Raw genomic sequence first — 22,286 nt, 5'->3', positions numbered from 1 at the left:
ATTGAAATTCAGATTCATTGTAACATTTTTAACAGATATTTAAGAAAAAAATGGAAAAATTCCTTCACTTCATATGCTAAACTATCCACATTGTGAATAAACAAAGCGTACACCTACATCTCAAGCAGGACGTCACGCATAATTAGTTATGTTAAAATGAGAAGAATGAGATCAATAGACAGGAGAAGAAGTGAATGGATTTTCAGAGCATGTTAAGAAGAATAAAAACTGCGCTCATCAGTTTTTGGCGATGGATTAAGCCTTACCTCGGACAATTCCATCGATGGCGTAAGCGCATTTGGAAAAAATATCATATCAACAAGTTGATTTTACTGATCGGACTGATCTTCGTATTGATCACGAGTATTTATCTATTTGTATTAGCAAAACAAGCGAATGTTGAAACACTGAAATCTGGTTTGAGTCAGTCGACCGTGATTTATGATAAAAACAACGAAGAGGCGGGGACGTTGTATGCACAAAAAGGGTCTTATGTGGAGTTAGATGCGATTTCTCCACTGATCCAAGATGCCGTTATCTCGACCGAAGACCGGAATTTTTATCAACATCCTGGTTTTGATATCAAAGGGATTGCCAGAGCAGCAGTAAGGATGATCACATCTGGTGGTACAGGCGGGGGTGGCGGAAGTACCATTACCCAACAGTTAGCCAAAAATGCGTATCTTACACTAGATCAAACGTTTGACAGAAAAGCGAAAGAACTTTTTCTAGCGATTGAGATCGAGAAGAAGTACAGCAAAGAAGAAATTTTAACGATGTATCTGAACAATGCCTATTTTGGTAATGGGGTTTGGGGTGTACAAGATGCATCAAGACGCTATTTTGGAGTGGATGCTAACAATGTCACGCTGTCTGAAGCTGCTACGTTAGCGGGGATGTTGAAGGGTCCTGGTATCTACAACCCAATCGATCATCCAGAAAATGCCAATAATCGGAAAAATACGGTGTTAAGCGTGATGGCAGACAATGGTAAAATCAGTGAAGAACAAGCAACTGCTGAGTCTCAGACGGACATCACACACTATTTGAATGATACGTATACTGGTTCGGAGTCTGGTTATCGTTATCCTTATTATTTTGATGCAGTGATTGATGAAGCTGTTAGTGAATATGGCTTAGATGAAGCAGATGTCATGAACAAAGGCTATAAAATCTATACGTCATTGAATCAGAATTATCAGCAACAACTAGAAGCGACTTATCAAAATGATGCGTTATTCCCTCCAAATGCGACAGATGGTGCCATGGTCCAATCAGGTTCAGTTGCACTAGATCCGAAAACAGGAGGGGTTGCAGCGCTCGTTGGTCGACGTGGGGAACATGTCTTTAGAGGATTCAACTTTGCAACGCAGATGAAACGCTCACCTGGTTCATCAATCAAACCACTCAGTGTGTTTGCACCTGCGTTAGAAGCTGGCTATACACCGTCAAGTATTCTTGAAGATAAACCACAATCTTATTATGATGCACACAACTTTGATGGGACCTATCAAGGGGAAGTACCGATGTATCAAGCAGTTGCTCAAAGCTTGAATTTACCAGCTGTGTGGCTACTTCATGAGATCGGTCTTCAAAAAGGCTTTGATAAGACAAAAGAATTTGGCTTACCTTTAGCTGATTCAGACAAGTATTATGGGTTAGCGTTAGGTGGTTTGAAAAATGGGGTATCTCCTATGACTATGGCGGGGGCTTATGGTTCATTTGCCAATAATGGGAAGATGTATACACCGCATTTGATAACCAAGATCGTTGACTCTACTGGAGCAGTCATCGTTGATAATACCAATAGTAAACCAAAGCAGGTCATTTCCGAAGAAACGGCGAATCAAATGACCAGCATGTTACTAGGTACGTTCTCTAATGGAACGGGTGTTGCAGCGAATCCATATGGTTATACGGTGGCAGGGAAAACAGGAACGACAGAAACGAATTTTGATGCTACAAAAGCGAATGACCAATGGATCGTTGGATATACACCAGATGTAGTCATATCTACTTGGTTGGGATTTGAAGAAACGAGTGAACTTCACTATTTAGAAGGTACAAGTGGCAATGTGGTGGGGAAAGTCTTCAAATCAGCAGCAGAAGGCATCTTGCCTTACACCGAGCAAACAAGATTCAATGTTGCGGATGCCTATGCTACCGGCGGTCAAGTCGTCCCAGCAGATCAAGTACCAGATAATTCACAAACCAATGAAGAGAATCAGGGGAACTGGCAAGACAATTTAGATCGTTATGGCGAACAAGCAAAAGATGGCCTAAGGAATTTTGGCGATATGCTGAGAGAAGGCGTACAAGGTATCGGTGATGCAACACGAGATCTATGGCGTCGATTCCAAGGAGAGTAGGCACTTTGAAAACCAATCACCTCATGTTACAATAGAGTTTATTAAATAGAAGAAAAGAGGCCGTCGTATGTCAAATATTTATGATAGTGCAAATCAAATCGAACGTGAGATTCGTGAACTAAAAGAATTCAAAGAGCTAGAAGAAGCTTATGCAAAAGTAAAAGCGAATGAAGAAGCACACCAACTGTTCAAAGATTTCCAAGCGATGCAGATCGAATTACAAGAAAAACAAATGAGCGGACAAGAATTCAGCGATGAAGATGCTGCCAGAGCGCAAGAAATGGCAATGAAAATCCAAACAGAAGAAGTCATCAATGACTTGATGCAAAAAGAACAAGGGTTCAGCACGATCATCAACGATTTAAACCGTATCATCATGACACCAGTACGCGACTTGTACAGCGAATAGTCACCAACAAAATAACTTTCTGGCATGAAATCTCTAAAGGATTTCATGCCAGTTTTTTTATGAAAAACAATTTTTTCTTTCAGAAGAAAAAGTGATGGACAGGCAAGGATCATCCTTTGTTATCATTAAGTTGCAGAAAGGCACCGATAAACAAACGAGAGGATGTGCACCTATGCCAAAGAAAATGACGATCGAAATTACCGCACCTATTAAAGAATTGAATGTTACGAAACCTTTTGACTTAGCCCTTTTCAATCAATTTATCCTACATAAACGAACAAAAGAGTTACTACAGACACTAAAAAAATTGAAACATCAGCTTGTCGAAGATTCATGGGCCTATGATAAAAATTTTCGTTGGGTATCCACAAAAACGCATTTCGAGCATTATCAAAACAGTTTGATCTGGGCAGAAAAACTGGATCGAGTCATATATCAGCGGTTAACAGAAAAACAAAAGAATCACACGCCTTTTGCTCTTCTTTCATTTATGGTAACTCATCGCTATATTCACGAATATGCACGTTATACAGTGAAAGACCAACGAATGATCTTCCAAGAAATCCGCCAAAGTCTACAAGTAGAAAACAAAGATCTTTTTATGTTTGAAAAATTAAAAGAGGGCGTCAGCTTGGCAATTACGGCTAGAAGACCTTCATTAGCGGAAAAACAAAAGAATAATGATCGAACACAAAGCCTTTGATCGTATCATTGAGTCCTAATTTAATAGACAAAACAAAAACTTAAAGCATATTGTATGCTTTAAGTTTTTGCTTTGTCTGGGTAAAATTGTAAATCCTTTGAATCAAGTTTTAGATATGAGGAGTATCAAGATAATTTACTAATGGAAGATCAGTTTCTTTTAGTAGTTCAACGACGAGTTGAGCGACTAAAGCAGCGCCTTCTGGACTAAAATGAGTGTTGTCACAAAGTCCTGAGGGATAATTTTCATAAGTATCAACTGGTAAATGCAAGTAGAACTTTTTTGTTTCTTCTTGCGTATACTGTTGAAGAGTTGCTTGTGAACGAGTGAAAACATCCAAAATGGGGTAGTTATTTTTTTCTGCGAATTGCCTCATTGCTTTTGGATATTCTCCTAAGCAGTTCGGATCTAATTGCCCATTTTTCAAGTAAAGGCGTCGCGTGACAGGGGTCAAGAAAATTGGCTGTACATTTGAGGATAAGGCTGTTTGTGCATAGATAGCAAGTGCATCTATATACCCACCATATGGTTCTGTTCCTTTTGCTTCAGTGATTTTTTGGTCGTTGTGGCCAAACTGGATCAGCAAAAAGTCCCCCGCTTGAAATTCTTCTTTCAAGCGAGTGAATCGTCCTTCTTCAATGAATGATTTTGAACTACGGCCATTTTTTGCTTGATTGTTTACCCGAATCTTAGGCTGGAAGTATTTACCAAGAACTTCTCCCCAGCCGGTTTCTGGTCGAGCAGTCATGTGTTTGATCGAAGCAGTGGAGTCGCCTGCGATATGGATCGTTTGCATAGTCATTCTTCTTCCTCAAAAAAACCGAAATAGTTTCGCGCATTTGTATAACAGATATCTTTCACTAAGGTTCCTAAAAGATGGATGTCTTCGGGCGCTTCACCTCGTTCCACGATTTCACCGATCAGCTCACAGAGAACGCGTCGGAAATACTCGTGTCGTGTATAAGAGAGAAAGCTGCGAGAATCCGTCAACATACCGACGAAATTTCCTAAAACACCGCCATCAGCAAGTTGTGTCATCTGTTCACGCATGCCTGCTCGGGTATCGTTATACCACCAACCAGAACCGAGTTGAAGTTTTCCGGCGGTTTCCTTTTGAAAGCAACCCATCAGAGCAAGAAGTAAGGGATAATCATTTGGATTGAGTGAATAAAGGATTGTCTTTGGTAATTGACTGGTTTGATCGGCATGATCCAATAACTGTTGCAGGTGGCTGGTTAGTGGTTGATCGTTGATTCCGTCATAACCAGTATCTGGCCCTAAGCGTGTGAATGCTTGGGTATTGCAGTTACGATAAGCATGGAGATGCAACTGCATCGTCCAACCATGCGCATGATATAAAGTGATCAGCCGGTTGAGTGTTTCCGTTCGATAAGCATCAATTTCTGTTTGTGTCAGTGTTTCTTTCGTCAATGCTTTCTGGAAAATCTGTTCAAGCTCATTTTCCGAAGCTGTATGATAGGACAAGCGATCTAATCCATGATCCGATAGGCGACAGCCATGCTGATGGAAATAGTCGATCCTTTGACTCAATGCGGTGATCAAAGAAGTGTAATCAGCGATTGGTTTGCCAATTACGTGAGACAATTTTGACAACCATTCAGAAAACCCCTCGTGGGTGAGATTTAACGCAGCATCGGGACGGAATGCTGGTAATACTTTGAGATCAGGTTCTTCTTTTGCCAATAATTCGTGATAAACTAATTCGTCGATGGGGTCATCTGTTGTGCAAATGACAGTCACCTTCGCATTTTTCGCCATCTCTCGTCGCCGAAACGCTGGTTCAGCTAAACGTTTATTTGCTTGTTCCCAAATGTTAAGGGCATTTTCTTCATTGATCAGTAAATCGATTTGGAAGAAACGTTTCAATTCAAGATGTGTCCAAGTATACAAAGGATTGCCTATGATTTTCGGCACCGTTTGACACCAAGCATAAAATTTTTCGTAATCTGAGGCGTGACCAGTGATTTTTTCTTCAGGAACCCCGCAAGCTCGCATCAAACGCCATTTGTAATGATCGCCACTCAACCAGGCTTCTGTCAAATTAGTGAAAGGTTTGTTCTCATAAATTTCTTTTGGTGATAGATGACAGTGATAGTCGATGATCGGCATTTTTTCAGCAGATGAATGGTACAGTTTTTTTGACCATTGATTGGTTAATAAAAAATCATCAGATAAAAACATTTACTTCACTTCTTTCAATTTCAGATTAGGTAGTGATAAGAAAAATCAAAGTGTGACACCATTTTTAAAAATAGCTAGTTCTCTTACGTCGTTGGCTTCATTTTTTGTCTCTTCTCCGCTCGCAACACGGATGATCTTATCGATAAATAAAGGTAAGACCTCTGCCATGGATTGAGTCAATAATTCACCAGCATCAAAGTCCATCCAATGTTGTTTTCGTTCGAATAAAGGTGTGTTAGTTGATACTTTCAGCGTGGGAACATAAGAACCAAAAGGTGTTCCTCTACCTGTGGTGAACAAGACGAGTTGACAATCAGCAGAAGCTAACGCAGATGCGGCAACAAGGTCATTACCGGGTGCCTCCAGTAAACTCAGCCCAGTTTTACGTACTTTATCACCATAGGCTAACACATCGACTACCGTTGAATTTCCTGCTTTTTGGGTGCAACCAAGTGACTTGTCTTCTAAGGTAGAGATACCGCCTGCTTTGTTTCCAGGAGAAAGATTTTCATAGACTGGTTCATTATAAGAGAGAAAATATTGTTTGAAATCATTGATCAAACGAACGATCGATTCAAAGACTTCTTGATTTTCTGCTCGTGCCATCAGTACTTGTTCGGCACCAAACATTTCAGGCACTTCCGTCAAGATCGTGCTACCTCCTTGTGAAATCAAATAGTCAGAAAAGGCACCTAGCAATGGATTGGCAGTAATCCCTGACAATCCATCCGAACCACCACATTTCAAACCGATCGTTAGTTTATCCAGAGGAACAGGAACACGGAAATCTCTTCGTGCGATTTCTGCTAATTCTTCAAGTAATGATACGCCATGTGCTATTTCATCAGTGACATCTTGGGCAGTTAAAAATTTTACTCGTTGTTTGTTATATTTATTTAAACTAGCTTTTAATTCTTGTATCGTATTATTTTCACAACCTAATCCAAATACAAGCACACCGCCAGCATTCGGGTGATGGATGGCATCAGCTAAGATCTTTTTCGTATTCTCATGGTCCTTACCTAGTTGAGAACAACCATAAGGATGTTTTAAAATCGTGAGATGATCGAAAGGATTGTCAGCTGCATGCCGTTTTTTAAACTCTTGGATGATCAATTCAGCAATTCCATTGACACAGCCAACGGTTGGAACGATAAAGAGATCATTGCGAATCCCAGCTTGTCCGTCTTCACGAAGATAGCCTTGAAAGGTGCGATTTTCTTGTGGATAGACGATGGGGCGTGATTTTGGTTGGTATTGGTAGCTTTCCTCACCAGAAAGATTTGTTTTGATATTATGCGTATGTATCCATTGCCCCGCTTTGACATCCGTCAAGAGATGACCAATCGGATAGCCATACTTGATCACATCAGTCCCTGCGCTCAAATCAGACAAAGCAATTTTATGGCCTAAGGGGATTTCTTCAAAGGTAGTTAACGTAACATCATCGAAGCGAAGTGTTGTATTCGTTGGAATCGTGGTAGTAGCTACGACAACGCTGTCCTGTGGGTGTAATTGGATGATTCGAGTGGAGAAATCTGGATCAGTCATTTTTTTCATCCTTTCAATTCATGTAATACGTTACGAATGCCTTTTTGATCGATCTCTTTCACGTAAAGTGAAACTGTTTCTGTTAAATCAGGAAGTACGGATAGATCTTCGCCCCAAAGCGTTGGATTTTTCAATAGTTGAAGGACAGCAGTCTCTGGCTCAGCCCAAGCTTCAGCGAAGCTAGCGAGTACCATAGGGTCATCGTTTACCTGGATTTTCGAATGATCGGAACGATAAAGCAAGATCAAGGCAGCAAATGAGACAGTCAGGTAGGAAGGGAGCGCTTCCCTTTTTTCAATGTATTTTTTTAGAATAGGTAGTAATCGTGTTTGAAATTTGGCAACACTGTTCAAAGCAATCGCATGTAATTGATGATGTGCAAAAGGATTTAAGAACCGTTCGTTGATTTGTCTAGCGTACGCCAGCAATTCTTCTTCGGGTAAGCGTAACATTGGGATCAATTCACTAGTCACTAATGTGTTGATGTAATCGGATAGCAGAGGATCTTTCATGACTTCTTCGACTGTTGAGACGTTTGACAGTAGACCAATCGGCACCATTGCAGTATGAGGACCATTGAGTAGATGGACTTTCCGCTCACGATAAGGCGTCAAATCATCAGTCAAAACAACATTCAGACCTGCTTTTTTCAATGGTAAGCGTTCATTCAATTCCTCTGGTGCTTCGATCACCCACAACATAAATGGTTCAGCTTTGACCAACAGTTGATCGTCATATCCCAATCGTTGGTGCAATTCATCGATTTCATCTCTCGGGAATCCAGGAACGATCCGATCCACCAAACTGCAATAAAAATGATTTTCTTGGTGTAGCCAATTGACAAATTTTGTTTCAAGCTGCCAATTTTTTGCATACTGTAAAACGAATTTTTTTAAAAGCTCTGCATTGCGATCAATCAATTCGCATGGGATGATCGTAAGTCCGTTTTTATTCATTTTGAATCGATGATACAAAAAGGCAGTCAATTTTGCGGGGAAGCTTGTTGGAGGGATATCATTTCGAGTATTGGCTTCATGATAACTAATACCAGCTTCTGTCGTATTAGAAAAAACAAAGGCTAATTCATCGATTTCTGCCAATGCGAGGAATTCTTGCCATTGCTCGTAAGGGTTGAGCGTACGGTCGATCACAGTGATCGGCTCTGTCGTATCGATGACTTTGCCATCAATTAACCCTTGAAGTAGAACCGTATAGAGCTGATCTTGTTCAGCCAGCTTGTCACTTAAGCCGTGAGCTAGTGGCTGGACGATTGCAACATTTCCTTGATAGAGTCCTTGATTGTTTAACTGCTGAAGTTGCCAATCAACGAATCCTCTCATAAAATTTCCTTCACCAAACTGTAGACAAGTAATTGTAGCTTGGTTTTTAGGGTATTGCTTTTTAGTTAATCTTTCCATCGAATGATTTCCTTTCTGTGAGACAAAAATTTTATGATAAAAATCTCTGGAACGAAACGAGAATTATCAATGCTTGTTATTTTTATGACGGTTTCATGCTTCTTTTTGACAGATTTTATGTTTTTTTTTGTAGCTAAATCTATTTTTGATTTTCATGCTAGGTTCAATTTTTTTGGTAGCGCATTCATCGTAATATGAATGGAAGGTTTAGTCAATATAGCTTGCTATCGTTAGGTTTTGCTCTTTCAAAAAAACTTATGTTTTTAAATAGTAGTATGTTAATCTGAAAGAGTGAAGATACTCATTGCTTTAGAAGATAATCAATTTTACATAAAATGTAAGCCTTTTAATTCTGGAGGGGGAGAAAGCTAAATGAGGAACAAAATGTTGTTTTATCAAATGTTTATGCCGCTTTTTATTATCGGTGTGGTACTGGTCGTTGGCTTTAGTTTGTTTATCTATACCAACACCTATGAATCGATTGAAGAGAACTACTTATTAGATAAACAAAATCTATTGAAACAAATCAAAACAAATGTAGAATGGAAGTTTCGGACGATTGAATACTCTTTCGCTACATACGGCTCCACTAAAAACTTCTCCGAAATATTTCAATCTCCTTTGAATCATACCGACTACACTATTTATTCCGAAGTACGAAAAGAACTTAATTTTATTGAAACGATCGCAATGGAGGAAAATGCGTTCAAGTTAGTCAGCCTAGAAGGCGGTTGGGGTGTCGTGAATGGGTCGCTGAATCAACTATCACCACAAGAAGTGACTGATTTAAAAGCCCAGTACGTCCATCAGGATCAACAAGTTTTTTGGACGAAACAACCAGATGGAATTGAAATGGTTGTTGCATTACCTAAAGCAGTCAGTGAAAAGTATGCGCTAGGTTTTGCTTCGATCGACCATCAGGCACTGAAACGAATCATTGAACGAAGCAATGAAGACCGCTTAACGATCTATTATGGAGCAGAGATACTTTTTACTGATGCTGAATCATCAAGAGAAGGGATGATAACAGTCCAAAATATCGAAGCGAATGTACCAACAGTGGTTCAAAGAAATGGTCGGAATTTCATCTTGCTCCAATCTGATTACAATCAATGGCAGTATCAATTAGAGATCGATCCTGCAACTATAGGTACGACTGTCCGAAACTTGCAAATCGGATTAGCTACTGTATCCTTTACTTTGATCATTTTAGTAGGGGGCTTGTCCTATATCTTTTCTGAGCGATATGTTCGTCCTATCAGCCAGATTCAAGACCGATTGAATCTTCATTCGGAAGGCTTATCTGGAAAGAAACTAGAGAACGTTGTTCAGTCAGTGAGCCAAGTAATTGGTGAAAATGAACTATTGAGTGCAAATTTGATTACTCAGAAACCACAACTAGAAACATTATTTGTCTTGAGTCTCTTTAGAAATCGTGTGGAAAAACGGGAGTTGGATCAACGGTTACGGCAGTTCAACTACGACTCGCAAAATGAATGTTACTATACAGCAATCGTGCAGATCGATCTTTTAGAAGACAGCCATGGAGGAGAACGAGATTTATTGCTATTGGCTATCAACCAAATGATTGCTGAGATCGTTCCTAAAGAAGAACGAATGATTCCTATCGTGCTAAACGAAGAAATGCAAGCAACGATTTATCGAATTCCTAAAGAAGAAGAATTCGCGAATAAAAAAGTAATGGATCACTGTCGTCAGATCCAAAAAATGATTCAAGAATATCTCAAATTGACTGTTAGCATTGGGATCAGTGAATGTTTTACTACGCTCAATGACAGTAAGCAATCTGTCGACCAAGCGAAAGAAGCCTTATACCATCGGGTAAACACTGGACCAAATTCAATTGTGTTCTACCATGAAATCATCTCAGAGCAGCAGGAGAAGACATTGATCAAATATCCGTTGAAACAACAAAATCGTTTATTTGAAGCCATCCGTTCAGGAGACGAACACGTCAGTCACCTTCTTCACGAATTGATCATTGAGATGTTCACTCAAAATAAAAATCGATTGAATCGAGAAGTTGTAGCTATTCGGTTAGTCAATGAATTTGTTCAGTTGGGACAACTATTGGGTGTGAATATTACGCAGTTTGAAGAATTGAAGCAAATATATGTTAAGGTATTACATACTTATCATTCTCAAGAACTTGAACAATTGCTGTTAGAACAATTTGTTCAACCAATCACAAAAAGTGCTCAAGAAATCACGGAGCAAGAGTTTAAATCGTTATCAGAAAAAATGATCCATATCATCTATAGCGAATACGATCGTGATCTATCACTAGACATGGTGGCAGACCGTCTGCACTATAATCCTAACTATTTGAGTAATGTGTTCAAGAAAGAAACCGGTGAAAACTTTGGAGATTTCATTCAGAACTACCGCTTAGAGATCGCTAAGAAATGGTTGAAAGAAACGACGTTATCCGTGAAAGAAATTGCAGAAAGACTCAAATATCGTAACTCACAAAACTTTATTCGCTTTTTCAAAAAGAAAGAATCCGTCACTCCTGGTGAGTACCGTAAGAAAAACCGTTGAGGACAACTTAGTGAACGTCGATCATTAAAGTCCTACATAAGTTACTTAGGAAAAATAGTTGTTTCGATTGCGAGAAATAGCACGATCTTTGAAAAATGAATTTTTCTTAGATCGTGCTATTTAAATGAATAATTATTTTTACGCGTATCTTTAAGTGTGAAAGGGTCAACCTTTGACAGAGCCGACCAATGCCCCTTTCACAAAGTACTTTTGAACAAACGGATAAGCAACCAACATTGGCACTGTAGCAATTACAATGACGGCCATTTTGATCGTCTGTGCCGGCGGGATGATATCGACAGCACTACTTTCTGCTTGCATTCCACTTGACACGATCACAATTTGACGTAACAAGATTTGGATCGGCCATTTTGAGGAATCGTTAATGTATAAAATCGCCGTCATATAAGTATTCCAATAGGTCACAGCATAAAAAAGTGAAATCGTCGCAATAGAAGGTAAAGCAAGAGGCAACATAATTTTGAAAAAGACCCCAAAATCAGTACAGCCATCCATTTTGGCAGATTCTTCTAAACTATTAGGTAAAGCTTGAAAAAAGTTACGCATGATGATCATGTTCATGGCGTTGACAGTTACAGGTAGGATCATCGACCAGTACGAATTGATCAACCCCAAAGAGCGCACCACTAAGAATGTCGGGATCATTCCACCACTAAAGAGCATGGAGAAGACAACCATAAAGTTAAAAAAGCCTCGCCCAAAAAGATATTTACGTGATAATCCATAGGCCATCAATGAAGTCACGCACATGCTGACGACTGTCCCAAGCCCAGTAACACCAATAGAAACAGCTAAAGCTCGAAAAATCGTTGGTGTAGATAAGATGTAACGATAGGCATCTAAAGAAAACGTAGTCGGGAAAAGGATGAATTTTTTTGCTACGACTTCTTGTGTAGAAGCAAATGAAGTGGCGATGATATTTAAAAACGGTACGATACAGATCAAAGCTAATAATAGTAGAAAAATAGAATTAAAAATCGTAAAGCTTTTTTCTCCAAGCGAAACCTTTTTTTTCATTTAGAGAGAACCCTCCTTTAAACCATAAGTATTTTTGTACCTCCAATCTATCATCTGCTTGAAATTACGTACATAATCATTTTTTAGGGAGGGTAAATCAGGAGGTTTCATATAGATGGAACGGGCATTTCCTAAAAAATCAAACAGATGAAGCAGAAAAGTGATTAATCAAGTGATGATCGCCAGTTACCTACGTCAGTGAAAATGATTATATACGGAATCACTTTTCTTCCTTTATGCTGTGGATAGCGAATAAAGTCACACAATGTTTAACAAGGAGGGCTTATGGAGAGTGTAAAAAGAGAGCTAGGTTCAATTACTTTATCAAAAAAGGAAGAACGAACAAAAAGAAGAAGGAAGACGATTGCTGGAATCAAAACGAATAAATTTTTGTACTTGATGATTCTTCCAGGAATCCTTTATTTCATTGTTTTCAGATATTTACCTATGGGTGGCTTAGTGATTGCGTTCCAAGACTATCAACCCTATCTGGGGATTCTGGGGAGTCCTTGGGTTGGTTTCAAGCACTTTATTCGTTTATTTACTGAGCCAACATTTTTTATGTTGTTGAGGAATACGCTGATTTTGTTTGGACTGAATATTTTTGTCTTTTTCCCAATGCCGATCATTCTGTCGCTTCTATTGAATGAAGTAACCAGCAAGCGATTCAAGAATAGTATCCAAACAATCATTTACATTCCACATTTCATGTCTTGGGTCATCATCGTCTCGATCACCTATGTTTTTTTAAATGTGGACGGTGGAGTCATCAATGAATTTTTGGCCAGTATTGGGTTAGATAAAATAAGTTTTTTGACATCACCTGATTGGACACGAACAGTCTACATTGGACAGGTGATTTGGAAAGAACTCGGTTGGTCAACAATCATTTACCTTTCTGCGATTACCGCAGTAGATACGCAATTATATGAAGCAGCCGAAATGGATGGCGCAGGACGTTTACGTAAGACATGGCATGTGACATTACCTGCGATCCGTCCAGTGATCATTACCTTGTTGATTTTGAAAATAGGTCAAACACTTGACCTAGGATTTGAGCATATGTACTTACTACTCAATTCGTTGAATCGCAGTGTGGCAGAGATTTTTGATACATATATCTATACTGCTGGATTGAAAAATGGACAATTAAGTTTTAGTACTTCAATGGGCTTGTTCAAAGGTGTAGTAGGCTTGTTTATGGTCATACTTGCGAACAAGGTAGCAAAAAAACTGGGTGAAGACGGTGTGTACTAGAAAAGGAGCAAACAGATGTTGCAAAAGTTAGAGAGTACAAATAAAAAATTAATCAGACTCCTGCAACTCATTTACTTAAATTTTTTGTGGGGAATATTAGTTGTTTTGGGTCTCGGACTATTCACTTTTGGTCCAGCGTCTTACGCAATGGTCTCAGTAATCCGGGAGTGGTTACGCTCATCTGAGGATTTTCCACTGACACAGACGTACTTTCACTATTTTAAAGAAAACTACAAAGAAACGTTGTTGATCAGTTGGTTGTATTTTTCAGTTGCTTTCGTCTTATACGTAGATCTTGCCTATATCCAAAATTGGTATTTACGCGTTGTGATTTTGGTCATTAGCTTTTTTTACGTGTTATCTGCACTATATATTTTCCCAATTATGGCCCATTACCAATGGCAAGGGATGTTTTATAAAATCAAAATGGCTTTTTTATTCGGTTTTTCTCAGTTACATTATTCACTCGTTTTACTGTTGATCATTATTGGCAGTTACGCGATAATTATTCGCTTGATGCCGGGTATATTGACGTTCATGGGGAGTAGCTTCTTCTTTTTTGCCATCACTTGGACAGCGGTGCAACTATTTGATCGTCTTAAAAAGAAAGAAGTAGCAATAGATAAAAATACATTCAGTGAAGGAGAACAATTATGAAGAAAAAAACGTTAGTAACAGCAGGGATCGGTTTACTCAGCATACTTGCTTTGTCAGCTTGTGGCAATGATTCAAGTGACACATCCGCAGATACAGAGGATGGGAAAACGCGAATCACGTTGTTGAACATTTTACATACAGCTTCACCACCTAATGATACGATCGTTGATAAAATCGAGGAGAAAACCAATACAGAATTGACGTTTAACTGGATTCCTGATGCGTCAAAAGAGGAACGGTTGACCACTGCATTAGCTTCAAATGAGCTGGGAGATATCGTGACACTACAAATTGCTATGCTAAAAAATTCCTCTGTACGAAATGCATTGAAGTCCGGTGTTTTCTGGGATGTGTCTGATTATTTAGCTGACTATAAAAATTTAAGTAAAATATCAGAGGATCGAATCGAAGCGGCAAGTATCGATGGTGCATTGTATGGCGTACCTATGCAAAAAGACTATGCCCGTGCAGGTTTAGTTATCCGGAAAGATTGGTTAGATAATCTAGGCTTAGAAGTACCAGATACATTGGATGAACTTTATGAAGTAGCAAAACAATTCACAGAAAATGATCCAGACGGCAATGGTGTCGATGATACGGTTGGTTTTGGCGATCGCGCGCCAAGTGATATCCGTTATACAAGCTTCAAATTATTCACTTCGTATTACGGCGCACCAAATGGTTGGAAAGTAGAGAGCAACGGGAAATTTACTCCCGAATTTGATACAGCTGAATATAAGAAAGCGATGGATTTTTCTAGAGATTTATTTGAAAACGGTTACTTAGCGCAAGACTTTGCAGTGACTCAAAAGACAGACCAACAGGAACAATTTGCACAAGGTAAGACAGGGATCTATACCGGGATGATCGATATCAAAAACCTAAAAAATATGGGGAAAGATATTCAACCAGAGATGGAGCTTGTGCCAGTAAATAAAATATCAGATGGTGAAGATGGGGATTATCATGTGTGGTCAGAAGGAAATGGCGTAGGGGGATTATTGGCATTTCCTAAATCCTCGGTCAAAGATGAAGCACAATTGAAGAAATTACTTCAGTTTGTCGATGATTTATTAGAAGAAGATATGTATAAATTGATGACAGGTGGTATTGAAGGAACACATTACCAATTGCAAGACGATGGCGCAATCGAATATATCGACATGGACCTTTGGCAACAGGAAGTGCAACCATTGTCTAGTTCAAGACCAAGTGAAGTCACATTTTCGTTTAAAGATGCTGATCCAGAGAAAGAATTATCCAATCAATTAGTCAAGGAAAATGAACAGTTTGTTGTGTTAGATCCAACGGTTCCATTAGATTCAGAGAAAAACAATGAAGTCGGTTCAGAAATCGAAAAAATCATGATCGATGCAACTGTCCAATATATTATGGGACAAATAGATGAAGATGGATTCAAACAAGCAATCATCAATTGGCGTGCCCAAGGTGGCGATCAAATTGCTGAAGAATACGAAGAGGCTTATAAAGCTGCACAGCAATAGTAGATATATCAAGAAAGGGCTGTAACCTTTCCAACCGCAACCCTTTCTCTCTTAAAATGATTGATTGGAGGAAGAAGATTGAATTGGTCAGAGAAATTAGCAGATAGTATTATGGCGCGTACACCCTATTTGTATCTAGATAAAGGATATAAACAAAAATGGTCTTATGATTATGGCGTTGTTTTGAAAGGATTTCAGTTGTTATGGCTGAAAACAAAGGAGAAGAAGTACTTAGACTTCATCCAAACAAACATTGATTACTTCGTACAAGAAGATGGATCGATCAAAGGCTATGAATTAGAAGAATACAATATCGACCATATCAATACCGGAAAACTGTTCTTTATACTCTATAAAGAAACAGGAGATGAGAAATATCGCAAAGCAGCAGAAACTTGCGCCAAACAATTGTTGAATCACCCACGAACATCTGAAGGTGTATTTTGGCATAAGGCAATCTATCCTTGGCAAATATGGTTAGATGGATTGTACATGGGAGCGCCTTTTTATGCGGAATATATCCAAACCTTTACGTCGAAAAAAGACTATCAAGATGTTTTATGTCAATTCGAGATCAGTTATCAGCGATTGTTCGACTCAAAAACGAATTTATTGTTCCATGCGTGGGATGAAAAAAAGGTCCAACCTTGGGCGGATACAGAAACTGGATTATCTCATCATTTTTGGAGCCGCTCAATTGGTTGGTATTTGATGGCGTGTGTTGATACTTACGAGTTGTTGCATAAAGAAGTGGATTGTCGATTATTGGGGCGGATTCTGACATCCACATTAGAAGCATTGTTACCTTATCAATCAGAAACTGGCACCTGGTACCAAGTAACAACCGAAACGAACCGTAAAGGTAATTATCTAGAAGCTTCAGGAAGCAGCATGTTCGTTTATGCGATGGCAAAGGGGATTCGCATAGGAATATTGGAGAAGGAAGTGTGGTTTCCTCAGTTGAAAAAATCTTATCAAGGCTTATTTGATGAATTTGTTTTGGAAACAAAAGAAGGCTGGTTGAATCTGAATAAAAATTGCCAAGTTGCAGGTCTAGGCGGGGCGGACCAAAGAGATGGTTCTTATGCCTACTATATTAGTGAGCCAATCGTATGTAATGATCAAAAAGGTGTTGGGGCTTTTTTGCAAGCCTTAGTAGAAGTGGAAGGTGTATCTAGGTGATAAATATTTTAAGCTTAGGTGCCTCAGTCGATATACTCAACACGACGGTGATCCAACAAGCCATTGATCAAGTAGTAGAAGCAGGTGGGGGAAGAGTAACCATTCCAAGTGGGCAGTTTTTAACGGGGCCATTGTGCTTGAAAAGTAATGTGGAGTTGTATCTTTCTCCTGGAGCAGTATTGAAATTTACAGATGACCCAGCCCAGTATTCAGCCATTTTATCCAGCTGGGAGGGGGTACCTAAAAAGGTCTATGCTTCATGTATCTATGCGCAACATGCAGAAAATATTGCTGTCACTGGTTTAGGGAAATTAGATGGTAGTGGTCCTAACTGGTGGCGCATTTTTCGAGAGGAGCATGAAACACTTGAGTACCCGCGACCAAAATTGCTTGGTTTTGATCATTGTCGACGAGTAACGATTCGTGATATCCAGTTGGTCGACTCACCAAGTTGGACGATCCATCCGAATCATTGCCAAGATGTGACTATCGATCACGTAGTCATTTGTAATCCTGCTGATTCGCCGAACACAGACGGTATTGATCCAGAGTCTTGTCATAATGTGCATATCAGTAATTGCCATATTGATGTGGGCGATGACTGTATTGCGATCAAAGCAGGGACAGAGGATGCCGTTAATAAAGTGCCTTGTCAAAATATCACGATCACTAATTGTACGATGGTACACGGTCATGGTGGCGTAGTTTTGGGCAGTGAAATGAGTGGCGGGATTCGGAATGTAACGATTTCGAACTGTGTATTCCAACAAACCGATCGTGGAATTCGATTAAAGACACGCCGAGGTCGAGGTGGAATGATCGAAGATGTCCGAGTAACTAATTTGATCATGGACCAAGTACTGTGTCCGTTTGTCATCAATCTTTATTATTTTTGCGGGCCTCGTGGCAAAGATCCTTATTTCTGGGACAAGGAAGTGTATCCAATCGATGAGCGAACGCCACAAGTTCGACGTGTTCATTTTTCATCGATCACTGCTCGAAATGTTCATGCTTCCGCGGGATTTATTTATGGTCTAGCAGAACAAGCGGTTCAAGACATTTCTTTCGATCATGTCGATATATCAATGGCAAAAGATGCAAAAGCGGGCGTACCAGCTATGATGACAGGTTTAGAACCCATGCGCCAACAAGGATTTTATGTGCGGTTTGGTAAGCATATTTCTTTCCAGCAGATCACGATCGATCATCATGAAGGACCAGCAATCATGATTGAAGATTCGGAAGATATCGAAATTAAACGTATGCGATCGACAGAGTTGGATAAAAAGAATGTATCTATTGTAGAAGGAACTTAAATAAAATGGAGTTGATCGAGTACTTAGGGAAAGACGCACGTTGCTTGAGACCGAGTGGTAGCTGTTTATCACAAAAAATCATTGATGATCAAGTAATTGAGTATTATCAATTGATATTAAATGATCTTGAACCTGTTTCTGCCATTTATGTTTATCCAGTAAAAAAGAAGGAACCTTTGCCTGCTGTGATCTATCTGCATTCACATGGGGGTGATTTTTCACTAGGAAAAAGTGAATTACTAGCAGGTGCATCCTATTTTGTAGAACCTTCGTTTGCAAAGGCCTTGACGAGTATGGGGTATGGTATATGGGCGATTGATGCTTGGGGATTTGAAGAACGCGGCGGAATTGCTGAAAGTGAACTTTTTAAGCGATTCTTATTAACAGGACGAACACTTTGGGGAATGCGGATCTTTGATGTGCTAAGCTTGATCGACTACTTGGAAACACGAGAAGATATTGACACACAACGTATCGCAACGATCGGGTTATCTATGGGTGGACTATTAAGTTGGTGGACAAGTGCATTGGATGAACGTGTGAAAGTATGTATTGACCTAGCTAGCCAAGTAGAGGTTGAAACACTCTTGAAACATCAAATGTTAGACTACCACGGTTACTATTATTATGTTCCTGATTTATTGACGGAGTATACGACCCTAGCTATTCAGCAAAAAATTGCTCCTCGTAAACGCCTCACTATAGTAGGAAAAAACGATCGAATGTGTCCAACAGAAGGCGTCTGTCGCTTGAATAAACAGCTAGATTTGTATTATCAACAATTGGGAGTGCCAACGAATTTTCAAGGATACTCTTTAAATGGTGGACACTTTGAAACACGTGATATGCGAATGAAGTGGCAAGCATTTTTAAAGGAGTACCTATAATGAAGACAGAAATCGTGATCGACCCGATTCCAAGAAAAGCAGACTATCAGACCATTCAAGCAGGAATTGCTCATCTTAGCTCATTGCCGAATTACGTAAAAAAGACCATGATCATTCGAGAAGGGGTCTATCATGAATATATCGAATGTCGGCTGTCAAATTTCCAAATGTTTGGACAAGGAGAAGTAAAGATTGTTGGATGCCGTTTTGCGAAACAAACACTTTCATCTGGTGAAGCAAGAGAAACATTTCGAACCGCGACACTATTTCTTGAAGGAGAAAATATTCGTCTCGAAAATATACAAATCATCAATAACGCTGGTGCAGGAGAACAAGTAGGTCAAGCAGTCGCGCTATTCAATTATGCCCATCAAGTCCAGTTGATCAATTGTCGGTTGTGCGGGCAACAAGATACATTATGCACAGGACCGTTGCCTCCGATTCAAAAAGATGGTCGCCCATTTTTTACCCCAGTGTTAAAGGAGCGTAAGTATTGTCGGCAATCTTATGAACGATGTTGGATCGAAGGGACGGTAGACTTTATTTTCGGTGGGGCAGATGCGTTGTTTTACCGCTGTTTCATCCACAGTTTGGTTAGTTCTTCTAATGGTTATATCACAGCCGCTTCAACGGTAAAAGAACAAGAACGAGGTTTTCTTTTTTTTAGGTGTGCAATCATTGCAGATTACGAGGCACCTTCTATCTATTTAGGTCGACCTTGGCGTCCGTATGCTCAGGTGACATTTGAAGAGTGTGATGTAGGAGCGCATGTCTACCAAAGTGGCTGGCATGACTGGGATGAGAAACAAAACAGACAAACAGCACGCTTTTATGAAAAAAATAATAGGTATCAAAGGGGAATTTGTCGCGAAGCATGGGTTACTGTGGAAACGGAGGTCGATTAGATGACGAAAAAATGGGAAATAACTTTTGGCTTGATCGGTGGGTCTACCGCTTTGTTGTTTTTTGGTGGGATTGCTGTGACCTTCAATCAAATGTCTCTTTCAAATTTCCGAGAAACATACCAAGCTCTCTCATTAGAGGGCCTTGGTAGTGTAAAAGAAACCTTTGAGTCACTACGGAGCATGACGGGGGTGTTTAACGTTAGCCTATTCCTCTCATTGGTTGGGCTGTGTCTGGCTCTTTATCTATCGTTGAAGGGAAAAGCAAGTCCGATGGCGGCACTCATTTATTTGATTTCAGGAGTCCTGCTGTTGTTCGGTACACAATTCATTGCGTACCCTTTTGTCTTTTTCTATCTATTAGCAGCGGGTTCAAGTATGTATCGCCAAAAAATAGAGCAAAGGTGGAGATCAAATGTTTCAAAGTAAAGTAGTCAATCCAATCATTCGAGGATTTAATCCAGACCCGAATATTTTGAAAGTGAGTAGTTCTTATTATGTGATCGTTTCTTCTTTTGAGTGGTTACCAGGTATTCGTGTATATGAATCGACAGATCTGATTAATTGGGAACATAAAACAGATATTTTAACTGATCAAGTATCGTTAAAGGGTCATCCAATCAATGGAAGTATCTGGGCGCCACAAATCAGTTACTCAGCTGGGCGATTTTATCTTATTTATACAGAGGTTAAAAGCGTAACACGTCCTTTTAAAGACACCCACAATTACATGATGATCGCAGAGGATATCAATGGACCTTGGGAAAGTCCAATCTATCTAAATAGTAGTGGTTTTGATCCCTCGCTTTTTCATGATCCACGTACAGGTAGTAAATGGCTTTTGAATGAAATCTGGGATTTTCGACTAACTACACCTAATAAATCAGCAGGGATCGTCATTCAAGAATATGATGCAAAACAAAAACAACTAGTCGGGTCGATTCACACGATCTTTACAGGAACCGAACTCGCAAAGACCGAAGCACCTCATCTTTACTATGTCAATGATTACTATTATTTGCTGACTGCTGAAGGTGGTACTGGTAGTGGACAGGCTGTTACCGTGTGTCGTAGTCGTGATTTGTTAGGACCATACAAAGTCGATCCCCAAAATCCAATGTTGACAGCAAGTGGTTATCCAAGCTCAAGTTTACAATGTGCGGGACATGCAAGTTTAGTTCAAACAGAATTCGACAGATGGTATATAGTCCATCTTTGTACTCGCCCTATCGAAGGTGTTGCTATCTTAGGTAGAGAAACAGCTATTCAAGAAGTGTATTGGACGGAAGACTATTGGTTGCGGATAAAAGAAGGAGGAAATGAACCAAGAGAGATCGTCACCATTCCAACACAAGAGAAAGTGATCCAAAAGATCAATGCTTGTTTTTTTGATGATTTTGCAGGTGAAATGAAAAAAAGTTGGAACGCTCGTCGTTGTTTACCAAACATAACTTGGTGCGATTTGACTAGCCGATATGGCTATCTAAGAATGCTCGCAGGAGAATCACTGCAGTCAACGTTTGACCAACACTTATTAGCGATACGGCAAACAACGTTTTCATTTATTGCACAAACTAAGATGGAATATGAGCCAAAGCACTTCAACCAAATGGCTGGGCTGCTTCTTTTTCTAAATGAAGAAAATTATTATTATTGCTGTATGACCTGGGATGAAAAGATAGGGAAGTGTCTCCGATTACTTAGTGCAGTTGACGGTCATGTTACGATTAGGCCTGAAATTTATCCGCTAAGAGGAAGAGAGACAGTGATTAAAGTAGTTGTTGAAAAGACTTTTGGACAATTTTATGTGAAACGTTCGCAAGACTGGAAAAAAATCGGTGCTGAAATTGATGTGCAGACACTAACAGGTGGTTTTACAGGAAACTTTGTTGGTATTGGTGTGCATGATTTAAACGTAAGAGGAGGGAGCTATGCTGATTTTGATTATTTCAACTATCAGGAAATAGAAATGGAATGAAATAAATAAAAAAAAGATTAGGTGCAGTGAAAGTTAAATTTTACCTTGACCAATCTTTTTTTTAATGATAGTATAGTCAACGTTGCTGGAACATGAAAACAATCATGAAATTTGTTTAAAAGTTTTATTGACAATCATAATTCCATGTGATAATATAACGAAGTTGGTTATGAGAGATGAGTTTTTAGATGTTGATTTTATTAAGAAATAAACAAAAAAACATGTTGACAAATAACAAACGGTGAGTTATGATAAGTGAGTTGCTAAAACGATCTCGTGAAAAACGAGTTCAAAAAACTTTTAAAAAATAGTTGACAATCATTCGAGAGTTTGCTAAGATATAAAAGTTG

Annotated in this window: 18 protein-coding genes; 13 read left to right on the top strand and 5 right to left on the bottom strand. The window is 39.4% G+C overall.

Translation table 11 applies throughout. The features are described 5' to 3' along the window. The first annotated feature begins 194 nt into the window (after positions 1-194). From ACH0AK_RS13365 to ACH0AK_RS13355, 3 genes are all read left to right on the top strand, one after another. A complete protein-coding gene (locus ACH0AK_RS13365) occupies positions 195-2,369 on the top strand; it encodes a PBP1A family penicillin-binding protein (protein WP_023520466.1) in 2,175 nt (724 codons plus the stop codon). Positions 2,370-2,436: 67 nt separating this feature from the next. Then, complete coding sequence (locus ACH0AK_RS13360; protein WP_010734167.1) at positions 2,437-2,778, top strand: YlbF/YmcA family competence regulator; 342 nt, start codon at positions 2,437-2,439, stop codon at positions 2,776-2,778. Positions 2,779-2,950: 172 nt separating this feature from the next. Beyond that, on the top strand, positions 2,951-3,481 hold the full coding sequence (locus ACH0AK_RS13355) for a hypothetical protein (protein ID WP_023520465.1): 531 nt from the start codon (positions 2,951-2,953) through the stop codon (positions 3,479-3,481). Between the two features lie 109 nt (positions 3,482-3,590). Here ACH0AK_RS13355 and ACH0AK_RS13350 read toward each other — a convergent pair whose 3' ends face one another. The 4 genes from ACH0AK_RS13350 to ACH0AK_RS13335 are packed head-to-tail and all read right to left on the bottom strand — an operon-like array spanning position 3,591 to position 8,652. After that, entirely contained in the window at positions 3,591-4,277 is a 687-nt protein-coding gene (locus tag ACH0AK_RS13350; RefSeq protein ID WP_023520464.1) for a rhamnogalacturonan acetylesterase, read from the bottom strand. Positions 4,278-4,279: 2 nt separating this feature from the next. After that, a complete protein-coding gene (uxaC, locus tag ACH0AK_RS13345) occupies positions 4,280-5,683 on the bottom strand; it encodes a glucuronate isomerase (RefSeq protein WP_499796968.1) in 1,404 nt (467 codons plus the stop codon). 45 nt (positions 5,684-5,728) lie between these two features. Next, positions 5,729-7,234, bottom strand: a complete 1,506-nt coding sequence (locus ACH0AK_RS13340) for a UxaA family hydrolase (protein ID WP_499796967.1) — start codon at positions 7,232-7,234, stop codon at positions 5,729-5,731. 5 nt (positions 7,235-7,239) lie between these two features. Then, complete coding sequence (locus ACH0AK_RS13335) at positions 7,240-8,652, bottom strand: tagaturonate reductase (protein ID WP_499796966.1); 1,413 nt, start codon at positions 8,650-8,652, stop codon at positions 7,240-7,242. A 372-nt stretch (positions 8,653-9,024) separates the two neighbouring features. Here ACH0AK_RS13335 and ACH0AK_RS13330 point away from each other — a divergent pair, with 372 nt between their 5' ends. Further along, positions 9,025-11,214, top strand: coding sequence for a helix-turn-helix transcriptional regulator (locus ACH0AK_RS13330; protein ID WP_438753694.1), 2,190 nt, complete (start codon positions 9,025-9,027; stop codon positions 11,212-11,214). 165 nt (positions 11,215-11,379) lie between these two features. Here ACH0AK_RS13330 and ACH0AK_RS13325 read toward each other — a convergent pair whose 3' ends face one another. Further along, positions 11,380-12,252, bottom strand: a complete 873-nt coding sequence (locus tag ACH0AK_RS13325; protein WP_023520460.1) for a carbohydrate ABC transporter permease — start codon at positions 12,250-12,252, stop codon at positions 11,380-11,382. Between the two features lie 285 nt (positions 12,253-12,537). On the opposite strand from ACH0AK_RS13325, the gene ACH0AK_RS13320 reads away from it, so the two are divergent. The 9 genes from ACH0AK_RS13320 (at position 12,538) to ACH0AK_RS13280 (ending at position 21,936) form a co-directional block, all read left to right on the top strand. Continuing rightward, the gene (locus ACH0AK_RS13320; RefSeq protein ID WP_062806086.1) at positions 12,538-13,509 is read left to right on the top strand and encodes an ABC transporter permease; all 972 of its coding nucleotides are present in this window, start codon (positions 12,538-12,540) and stop codon (positions 13,507-13,509) included. A gap of 15 nt (positions 13,510-13,524) precedes the next feature. After that, positions 13,525-14,166: a YesL family protein gene (locus tag ACH0AK_RS13315; protein ID WP_499796965.1), complete on the top strand. Its 642-nt coding sequence runs from the start codon at positions 13,525-13,527 to the stop codon at positions 14,164-14,166. Next, positions 14,163-15,671 carry an extracellular solute-binding protein gene (locus tag ACH0AK_RS13310; RefSeq protein ID WP_499796964.1) on the top strand — a complete coding sequence of 503 codons (1,509 nt, stop codon included), beginning with the start codon at positions 14,163-14,165 and terminating at the stop codon, positions 15,669-15,671. The genes ACH0AK_RS13315 and ACH0AK_RS13310 overlap by 4 nt, the downstream gene beginning before the upstream one ends. A gap of 78 nt (positions 15,672-15,749) precedes the next feature. After that, entirely contained in the window at positions 15,750-16,853 is a 1,104-nt protein-coding gene (locus ACH0AK_RS13305; protein WP_010734178.1) for a glycoside hydrolase family 88/105 protein, read from the top strand. Then, complete coding sequence (locus ACH0AK_RS13300) at positions 16,850-18,169, top strand: glycoside hydrolase family 28 protein (RefSeq protein WP_499796963.1); 1,320 nt, start codon at positions 16,850-16,852, stop codon at positions 18,167-18,169. The genes ACH0AK_RS13305 and ACH0AK_RS13300 overlap by 4 nt, the downstream gene beginning before the upstream one ends. Positions 18,170-18,174: 5 nt before the next feature. Continuing rightward, the gene (locus ACH0AK_RS13295) at positions 18,175-19,056 is read left to right on the top strand and encodes an alpha/beta hydrolase family protein (protein WP_062806091.1); all 882 of its coding nucleotides are present in this window, start codon (positions 18,175-18,177) and stop codon (positions 19,054-19,056) included. Beyond that, the gene (locus ACH0AK_RS13290) at positions 19,056-19,961 is read left to right on the top strand and encodes a pectinesterase family protein (protein ID WP_153830607.1); all 906 of its coding nucleotides are present in this window, start codon (positions 19,056-19,058) and stop codon (positions 19,959-19,961) included. Before ACH0AK_RS13295 ends, ACH0AK_RS13290 begins: the two co-directional genes overlap by 1 nt. Further along, positions 19,962-20,387: a DUF4064 domain-containing protein gene (locus ACH0AK_RS13285; protein WP_153830608.1), complete on the top strand. Its 426-nt coding sequence runs from the start codon at positions 19,962-19,964 to the stop codon at positions 20,385-20,387. Further along, complete coding sequence (locus ACH0AK_RS13280) at positions 20,374-21,936, top strand: glycoside hydrolase family 43 protein (RefSeq protein WP_499796962.1); 1,563 nt, start codon at positions 20,374-20,376, stop codon at positions 21,934-21,936. The genes ACH0AK_RS13285 and ACH0AK_RS13280 overlap by 14 nt, the downstream gene beginning before the upstream one ends. The last annotated feature ends 350 nt before the right edge of the window (positions 21,937-22,286 follow it).

Origin of the sequence: Enterococcus pernyi (genome assembly GCF_045371165.1) — a bacterium.
Lineage (GTDB): Bacteria > Bacillota > Bacilli > Lactobacillales > Enterococcaceae > Enterococcus_B > Enterococcus_B pernyi.
Note: the sequence above shows the minus strand (reverse complement) of the source record. Positions and strands in the feature narration are given on the sequence as shown.

Bases quoted from the DNA above. Each gene is read 5' to 3' on its own strand.
- ACH0AK_RS13285 (WP_153830608.1), top strand. From the start codon at position 19,962: ATGACGAAAAAATGGGAAATAACTTTTGGCTTGATCGGTGGGTCTACC.
- ACH0AK_RS13320 (WP_062806086.1), top strand. From the start codon at position 12,538: ATGGAGAGTGTAAAAAGAGAGCTAGGTTCAATTACTTTATCAAAAAAG.
- ACH0AK_RS13350 (WP_023520464.1), bottom strand. From the start codon at position 4,277: ATGCAAACGATCCATATCGCAGGCGACTCCACTGCTTCGATCAAACAC.
- ACH0AK_RS13355 (WP_023520465.1), top strand. From the start codon at position 2,951: ATGCCAAAGAAAATGACGATCGAAATTACCGCACCTATTAAAGAATTG.
- ACH0AK_RS13360 (WP_010734167.1), top strand. From the start codon at position 2,437: ATGTCAAATATTTATGATAGTGCAAATCAAATCGAACGTGAGATTCGT.
- ACH0AK_RS13310 (WP_499796964.1), top strand. From the start codon at position 14,163: ATGAAGAAAAAAACGTTAGTAACAGCAGGGATCGGTTTACTCAGCATA.
- ACH0AK_RS13365 (WP_023520466.1), top strand. From the start codon at position 195: ATGGATTTTCAGAGCATGTTAAGAAGAATAAAAACTGCGCTCATCAGT.
- ACH0AK_RS13315 (WP_499796965.1), top strand. From the start codon at position 13,525: ATGTTGCAAAAGTTAGAGAGTACAAATAAAAAATTAATCAGACTCCTG.
- ACH0AK_RS13340 (WP_499796967.1), bottom strand. From the start codon at position 7,234: ATGACTGATCCAGATTTCTCCACTCGAATCATCCAATTACACCCACAG.
- ACH0AK_RS13290 (WP_153830607.1), top strand. From the start codon at position 19,056: ATGAAGACAGAAATCGTGATCGACCCGATTCCAAGAAAAGCAGACTAT.
- ACH0AK_RS13335 (WP_499796966.1), bottom strand. From the start codon at position 8,652: ATGGAAAGATTAACTAAAAAGCAATACCCTAAAAACCAAGCTACAATT.
- ACH0AK_RS13295 (WP_062806091.1), top strand. From the start codon at position 18,175: ATGGAGTTGATCGAGTACTTAGGGAAAGACGCACGTTGCTTGAGACCG.
- ACH0AK_RS13330 (WP_438753694.1), top strand. From the start codon at position 9,025: ATGAGGAACAAAATGTTGTTTTATCAAATGTTTATGCCGCTTTTTATT.
- ACH0AK_RS13280 (WP_499796962.1), top strand. From the start codon at position 20,374: ATGTTTCAAAGTAAAGTAGTCAATCCAATCATTCGAGGATTTAATCCA.
- ACH0AK_RS13325 (WP_023520460.1), bottom strand. From the start codon at position 12,252: ATGAAAAAAAAGGTTTCGCTTGGAGAAAAAAGCTTTACGATTTTTAAT.
- uxaC (WP_499796968.1), bottom strand. From the start codon at position 5,683: ATGTTTTTATCTGATGATTTTTTATTAACCAATCAATGGTCAAAAAAA.